At 47.9% G+C, this 2,047-nt stretch carries 3 protein-coding genes; all 3 read right to left on the bottom strand.

What is annotated here, in order from left to right:
* Window positions 1-71 precede the first annotated feature (71 nt).
* From AB4496_RS23355 to AB4496_RS23345, 3 genes are read right to left on the bottom strand one after another with little or no spacing between them, the layout of a single operon-like run.
* Entirely contained in the window at window positions 72-473 is a 402-nt protein-coding gene (locus AB4496_RS23355) for a phage GP46 family protein (RefSeq protein WP_102258109.1), read from the bottom strand.
* Entirely contained in the window at window positions 470-1,009 is a 540-nt protein-coding gene (locus tag AB4496_RS23350; protein ID WP_102258110.1) for a phage baseplate assembly protein, read from the bottom strand. Before AB4496_RS23350 ends, AB4496_RS23355 begins: the two co-directional genes overlap by 4 nt.
* The gene (locus AB4496_RS23345) at window positions 1,002-1,940 is read right to left on the bottom strand and encodes a phage tail protein (RefSeq protein ID WP_102258111.1); all 939 of its coding nucleotides are present in this window, start codon (window positions 1,938-1,940) and stop codon (window positions 1,002-1,004) included. The genes AB4496_RS23350 and AB4496_RS23345 overlap by 8 nt, the downstream gene beginning before the upstream one ends.
* Window positions 1,941-2,047: the final 107 nt, after the last annotated feature.

The raw sequence follows: 2,047 nt of genomic DNA, 5'->3' as shown, positions 1-2,047 counted from the left end.
GTTTTGCCCTGTCGCAGACACCAGATTGGCTTCTGCGCGAGCTATTAACTCATCTAAGCTTCTTTGTGTACTCATTGGTTAACCTTTGAAAGTGGAACATCGAACTGAGAGCCATCAGTTAGGGTGATCATCACATTGCGACCCATTTGGTTTGGCTTCTCTCGCCATACTGAAACTTCAACTGCTTTGGCGTGGCCATCGGTAATGAGCCAAGCAAGCGACTCTTCACAAAACCGTTTCGCGAGGCTTAATGTTTCGTCTGTGAGCTTTGCTCGTTTGAGCGTCCAATCACGAGAGCCGACCACGTTTATCAACTCATTGCTCCAAGTGCCACCGCGCTCATTACTTGCCATACGGGCGCGATCGTTTTGAGTCGATTCGGCATAGTTGTAAACACTCTGAAGCACAGCATGGGTTAGCCCCTCTTTAGAACTGAGTGGTGCCGTTAGGGCGGTTAAATTGAAATGACTCATCCTTTATTTGGCCCCTTGGTGGTTCTGTTTGTCCCGTCGTCTTTGTAGTCGTGGTCGTGGTTTTCACTGCTGACTCCTGCGAAAGTACCACCTTGTTTACCTTCCACTTTTCCATTAGCAGTGATATTCCCACCAACAGTGACATTACCTGTGAATTCGCTTTCAGGAGTATCTACCAACAACTTGGTTGGTGATGTCACCTTGATGCCTTGGTCTGTGAAATGAACAAGGTTGCCTTTGTCATCGAGTATCGCAACTTCACCAGGCTGCAAATCTATTTGGTGGCGTTCGTCTTCTACGTTTACGGTGATGCCGCGAGATGTGGTTCCACCAATGAAGAGGTTGTAAGTTTTCGCACCTGGTAGTGGGCGACTCATAAACCCGTAGTTGTGCACGCGTTTTATCTTGTCGTTGGTTCGGCCTGTCGCGGTCTTGATTTGTAATCGGCCTGTGGTTGCACCTGTGACAGTGCCGGTGCCAATCACGTTTTTAATTCTGGCCATTAATCGCTGTTGCTGCTGCAGAGCACTAGACATAACTTTGCTCCTTAAACGGTCTGAATAACTCAACCGACGTTTCCGTAGAGCTTTCAGACACAGATAGGCCAAGCGACTTGATCACCAACATCTCACTGAAGCTTTGCTCTTGGTCAGCGACTCGAATCACACGGTTTAATCCATCAATGGCCAACTCAGGGAATATGTCGGCAATCGTGTTTGATGCAGTCAGGCTTTGAGCAATGGCAAGGTTGCGCTCATATTTAGCACGAGACAGGCAAGCTTCACGGTTTTGTAACTGGTCACAGGTGATCACCATAGTGCGTGAGCTATCGACGTTTGGGTTGATGACCTGTGCGCTTGCGTCATCCCATTGGCCTTGCACATCAATGGTGTGGAATTGCTGATTGAAGGTGCGCTTGATGTTCAGGCTATCGATGTTATTGCCCGTTTCTAGGCCTATGTTACTGATAGTTGCATGTGCGGTGTTTTCAATGGTTAACACGCCACTGCGCTCAACCAACATAAAACCTTGCTCTCGAATGAGTTGCGCCACGTTCTCTACAGGGGATTCCGCATTTATCTGAAACTCGGGGATGACTGGCATACTTTTCACCAGACTTTTCACTTTCAAACCAAATGGCTTGGCGACATGGCGAAGTAGCTCTTCCACGTTCAAGTTATAAAGCGCGTCCATCGTGATACGCGAATCAATCATGTTGGCACTCTTTGAACGGCCAGAAATGGAAACAGCGTGAGCGCTTGAATCGGTGTTTGAATCCACACCATCAATCTGACCAATCAGAATCGACTTGTCGTTAAGGAAGAACTCAACCGACAACGGGCTTTCAATACTCATAGGCTCAATTGAGCAACTGAACGTATGGGCCAGCTGTTCTATGGAGTAGTTGAGATTTGCTTGATAGAAGGTGCGCGGCTTACCATCAATGTGCATCGTTAGCGTGTTCATGACACATCCCTTACGGCAATGTCACCACGAATGAAGAGCGGGTGCTGCAGTGCATTCATTTTGGTGATGACTTTTTCTTGAGTGAACTCATCGTGCGCAATCGCCAG

Source organism: Vibrio sp. 10N.222.46.A1, assembly GCF_041473595.1.
Classification (GTDB): Bacteria; Pseudomonadota; Gammaproteobacteria; order Enterobacterales; family Vibrionaceae; genus Vibrio; species Vibrio tasmaniensis_A.
The sequence above is the reverse complement of the archived record's forward strand: the minus strand, read 5'-3'. Positions and strand labels throughout refer to the sequence as shown.